At 59.3% G+C, this 4926-nt stretch carries 3 protein-coding genes and 1 pseudogene; all 4 read left to right on the top strand.

The window, feature by feature from the left end; translation table 11 throughout:
- Positions 1 to 226: 226 nt before the first annotated feature.
- On the top strand, positions 227 to 1663 hold the full coding sequence (locus tag I5W_RS24495) for an O-antigen ligase family protein (protein WP_017450889.1): 1437 nt from the start codon (positions 227 to 229) through the stop codon (positions 1661 to 1663).
- A gap of 77 nt (positions 1664 to 1740) precedes the next feature.
- Complete coding sequence (locus I5W_RS24490) at positions 1741 to 2982, top strand: glycosyltransferase (RefSeq protein WP_044531207.1); 1242 nt, start codon at positions 1741 to 1743, stop codon at positions 2980 to 2982.
- A complete protein-coding gene (locus I5W_RS24485) occupies positions 2979 to 4037 on the top strand; it encodes an acyltransferase family protein (protein WP_017450891.1) in 1059 nt (352 codons plus the stop codon). Before I5W_RS24490 ends, I5W_RS24485 begins: the two co-directional genes overlap by 4 nt.
- A gap of 27 nt (positions 4038 to 4064) precedes the next feature.
- Positions 4065 to 4538 (top strand): annotated as a pseudogene (locus tag I5W_RS24480) (acyltransferase family protein); the annotation flags it as partial.
- Positions 4539 to 4926: the final 388 nt, after the last annotated feature.

Here is a 4926-nt window from a genome sequence, read left to right as displayed (position 1 = left end):
GATGGCTCCTGGTGCGTGCCTCCAGTCTCATGCCTGATCTGAGCACGTGAGAGATGCCTTCGCCCTGCAGCAAGGATTCCTGAAGGATCTGGATGGTGCCATGCGGACCAGCCATCCGGGATTGCTGGTGCCGGCCTGAGGTGGCGATGGCGTCCTCCTGTCCATTCCCATTCATGCGACTGTTTGAAAGCTGAAAGTTGCGGTCCCTACGGACCGAGGAAAAATGATGAGAAGAACCAACCTGCCATCTTCACAGATCGTGTTTGTGCTCATCGCCTGCGTCATCGCGGCGATGGCCGGCTTGGTGCTGCCGGTGTTGGCCGGTATGCTCGATGGCAGTCTTGCCAAGCTGGCTGCCGTACCCGTGTTGCTGATCCTGGGTGGCCTGTTCCTGTTCAATAAGCGCCTGCTGCTGCTGTGCGTGCTGCTCTTGCGGGCTTCCGGGGATATCGTCCTGGAGTCCACCCGGGTGGGTTCGGGCGGCGGCTTTTCGTTGGGCCTGGGCGGCGCCATCAATGCCCTGATCATCCTGATCGCCTTTCTCTTCATCGTCGAGAAGCCCCAGCTGTTGCCGCGCAAGGCTTGGGTGCCGTGGTTCATCCTGCTCGCCATCGCCGTGATCGGTATGGTCGTCTCGCCCGACAAGGGCGCGGCGCTCAAGATCGTCCTGGGCCTGTGTTCCTATTTCGCGGTCTTCGTTTGCGCCTTTTACGTGGTGCGCACGCCGGAGGAATTCCGTTCCATGATCCTGCTGATCCTGGCTTCCTCCCTGATCCCGACCGTCTATGGTTTCGTCAGCACCGCCCTCAATGCACGGGGCGGCCTCAGTGGCTTCCGTCTGCAAGGGACCTTTGGGCATCCGAATATTTTTGCGTTCTACCTGACGCTGGTCATCGTCCTGGGGCTGTATGTCATCAAGAGCACGCAATTCAAGCTGGATCAGTTCAAGCGCTTCGCTCTGGGGGGGTATCTGGGTCTGTTGTTCCTGCTCTTGCTACTGACCCAGACCCGCAGTGCCTGGGTCGCGTGTTTCCTGATCTTCCTGCTGTACGGGGTGAAGTTCGAGCGGCGCTACCTGGCCTACATGTTGATCCTGGGGACGCTGGCACTGCTGGTGCCCAGTGTGCAGGAGCGCATCCTGCAGCTCGATAGCGGCAATACCGTGACTACCTATGCCAAGCTCAATTCCTTTGCCTGGCGGACCTATCTGTGGCATTCCGGCCTGAACTGGATGAGTCCATCGCATTATCTGTATGGATATGGCGTGGAAGCCTTTCCCTTCTATTCGCCCATCTTCTTCCCCCTGGCCGGTGGGGTGAACTGGGGGGCGCATAGCGTGTTCGTTCAGTGGTTTTTCGATACCGGCCTCATCGGCGTGGTGGCTTACCTGGCTATTTTCTACCAGGTCATGCGTGTCTTGATCCGGTATCAGAAACAGGACCGACTGGGCGGCATCATTCTCATCTGCACGCTCATCGAATATCTGGTCGTCTCGGCCTCGGACAACATGCTGGCCTACCTGGCATTCAACTGGTACTTCTGGCTGGTGATGGGCATGGGCTGGTCGGTCTATGCCAACAGTGAACAAGGCAGGCTGGAAGCTGCCGGAAAAAAGAATCGACGTCTGGAACAGGCGTCTGTCCCTCACTCGAAGCCGGCCTGACGCAGCGGTTTCGGGATCGCTCCATCTCGTTCTTCCGGCCAGCCAGGCCGGGGAGTGCATTCGCCATCAACGCAGCCATGACAAAAAAGATCGCCTATTTCATCAATCAGTACCCCAAGGTCAGCCACAGCTTCATCCGGCGTGAAATCGCCGCCGTGGAAGCTCAGGGTTTTGCCATCGACCGCATTGCCTTGCGCGGTTGGGATGCTGAGGTCGTCGATGCAGACGATAGGGCTGAGCGCGACCGTACGCGCTACATCCTCAAGGGCGGTATCGGCGGCTTGCTGGTGCCCATGCTGCGCCAGATGATGGCCCATCCCAAGGGTTTTTTCTCGGCGCTGGGGCTGGCATTGAAGATGGCGCGCCGCGGTGAGCGTGGTTTGATCTATCACTTGGTTTACCTGTTGGAAGCGGCGCAAGTCGTGGAGTGGACCAAGGCTTTTGGCGCCACGCATATTCACGCGCATTTCGGTACCAACTCCACTGAGATCGTCATGCTGGCGCATTGTCTGGGTGGCCCCACCTACAGTTTCACGGTGCATGGCCCCGAAGAGTTCGACAAGCCGCTGGCGTTGGGGCTGGATGAAAAAATCCGCCGCTCCGCATTCACGGTGGCCATCACCTCGTTTTGCCAGAGTCAGCTTTATCGTTGGGTAGAGCAGAGCGTCTGGCCCAAGGTAGCCATAGTCCATTGCGGCCTGGATCGGGCGTTCTATTCGGATGCCCCGGTGCAGCCGCAGGCCGCTGCGCGACTGGTGTGCGTGGGCCGCCTGTGCGAACAGAAAGGGCAGTTGCTGCTGGTGGAGGCGGCCGCAGCATTGGCCAGGAAAGGGATTCATTTCGAGCTGGTGCTGGCCGGTGATGGTGAAATGCGTCCGCAGATCGAGCAGCGCATCCGTCATTACGGGCTGCAGGACCAGATTCGCATCACCGGCTGGATCAGCAGCGTCCAGGTGCGTGAAGAATTGTTGGCGGCGCGCGCCATGGTCCTGCCCAGCTTTGCAGAAGGCTTGCCGGTGGTGATCATGGAAGCCATGGCCTTGCGCCGCCCTGTCTTGACCACTTACATCGCCGGCATCCCCGAGCTGGTGCTCGATGGCGAGAACGGTTGGTTATTTCCTGCGGGAGATGTCAGACGTCTGGTCGACGCCATGGAGTCCTGTCTGCAGGCTTCCCCCGAGCAACTGCAGCGTATGGGTGAAGCGGCTCATGCGCGCGCCGTGGTACGCCACTCCATCGATACCGAGGCAGCCAAGCTGGCCCAGCTCTTCACCAATCCAGCACAAGCCGATATGGCCCAGCCGGGAGCTGCGGCATGAGCATGGTCCACACCAAGCACCAGGACATTGCCTCGCTCGATGGCTGGCGCGCGGTCGCCATCCTGATCGTGGCCACCAGTCACGCGGGCCTGGGCAAGTGGGTGCCGGGTGGGCTGGGAGTGACGATCTTCTTCTTCCTGAGTGGCTACCTCATCACCACCTTGCTGCTGCGCGAGTTCGCCGCCACTGGTACCCTCAATATCAAGCATTTCTATCTGCGCCGGCTGCTGCGCCTGACGCCTCCCTTGTTGCTGGTGCTGGTGCTGACCTATGGGCTGACCCATTTCGGGATTTTCAAAGGCTATGCCACCTGGACGGGTTTCTTTGCGCAACTGTTTTATTTCGCCAATTACTATGGGCTCTTCTTTGATGCTGCCCATACGGTGCCGCAGGGCACGGGTGTGTTCTGGTCGCTGGCGGTGGAAGAGCATTTCTATTTCTTCTTCCCGGCCTTGCTGTTGCTTATGCTGCGTGGTGCGCAATTGCGCCGTCTTCCTCTGTACCTGGGCTTGGCGTGCGTGCTGTTGCTGGCGTGGCGCTGCTATCTGGTCATGGGCGTAGGCGTGGTCACCGAGCGCACTTACTACGCTACCGATACCCGCATCGACTCCATGCTCTATGGCTGCATTCTGGCCACCACGGCCTTGTCGCCCGATTGGCAGCGCAGCTTGCAAAGACCGCTGCTGCGCACGTTGGCCATCCTGGCGGGGGTGATCCTGTTGCTGGCCACCCTGGTGGTGCGCAGCGAGGTCTTCCGTGAGACCGTGCGTTATTCCTTGCAGGGGATCGCGCTCATTCCCTTGTTCTACTACTCGGTCTGCAATCCCGAGATCTGGCCGTTTCGCTGGCTCAACCTGGGCTGGGTACGGCGCATCGGCATTTATTCCTATTCGATCTACCTGGCGCACTACGTCATGCTCAACAACGTCGACTGGGTCTCGCCCTATGCGCCGCTCAATGTCCTGGTGGCACTGGCTATTGCATGGTTGTTTGCCGTACTGGTGGATCGCTTCGTCGACACGCCGCTGCGCGTAGTCAGAGCACGACTCCGTTAACCCGTCGCCGCTTCGAAAAGCCCACACATGGTCACACTGCACAAAAATCCTGCCCTCGATAGCAGCGCGCCAGCGGCGCCGCCGCCTGCCCTGGACACTGGGCACGCCGTGCCGCAACTGCATCCGAAATATCGCCCGGACATCGATGGACTACGCGCCATCGCCGTCGCCTCGGTGGTGATCTTCCACGCCTTTCCTGAATGGTTCAAGGGCGGCTTCATTGGTGTCGATGTCTTCTTCGTCATCTCCGGTTTCCTGATCTCGCTGATCATCTTCAACAACCTGGAGCACGACAGGTTCAGCATCCTCGATTTCTACGTGCGTCGCGTCAAGCGCATCTTCCCGGCGCTGATGACGGTGATGATAGTGTGCGCGGTAGCTGGTGCCGCTATCCTCTTCGCCGATGAATACCGGCAGTTGGGCAAACACCTGCTAGGCGGTTCTACCTTCATTTCCAATATCCTGTTCTGGCGAGAGAGCGGTTACCATCCCCGGCGCGCAATGCGATCCACTGCAGCCAGGTGGTCAGCAACGAGGGAGATAAGCGCACGCGCACCTTGTCCGCTTTGATCTCGGCAATCTTGCCGGTGCGGATCAAATTCGGGATGGTGCGGACGAGTTCGGAGAGGTCGGGCGTCATGCAACCCATGTTGCCGGATCGCGCGCGGGAAGGCACTTAGCGACGGGTTGATATCCGCCTTACCGACTTTTAGGTGACGCAACAGCGTCCCATCTGCGACGTTAAACTCCCATCGGGAAAAGTTGGCTTACTGTAGCTCAGGCCGAGAAATGGCACTTTCGATCGGACTCGCATAGTTCACGCATAAAAAAGCCCGCCGGGGGCGGGCTATAAGAACGCTTCTAGAACACCTTCAAAATTAGGAAGTCC

It is taken from the genome of Herbaspirillum sp. B65 (assembly GCF_000333555.1).
Classification (GTDB): domain Bacteria; phylum Pseudomonadota; class Gammaproteobacteria; order Burkholderiales; family Burkholderiaceae_D; genus Herbaspirillum; species Herbaspirillum rubrisubalbicans.
This window is presented reverse-complemented; position numbering and strand designations above follow the sequence as displayed.

Coding starts and splice junctions, on each gene's coding strand:
- I5W_RS24485 (WP_017450891.1), top strand. CDS start 2,979: ATGAGCATGGTCCACACCAAGCACCAGGACATTGCCTCGCTCGATGGC.
- I5W_RS24495 (WP_017450889.1), top strand. CDS start 227: ATGAGAAGAACCAACCTGCCATCTTCACAGATCGTGTTTGTGCTCATC.
- I5W_RS24490 (WP_044531207.1), top strand. CDS start 1,741: ATGACAAAAAAGATCGCCTATTTCATCAATCAGTACCCCAAGGTCAGC.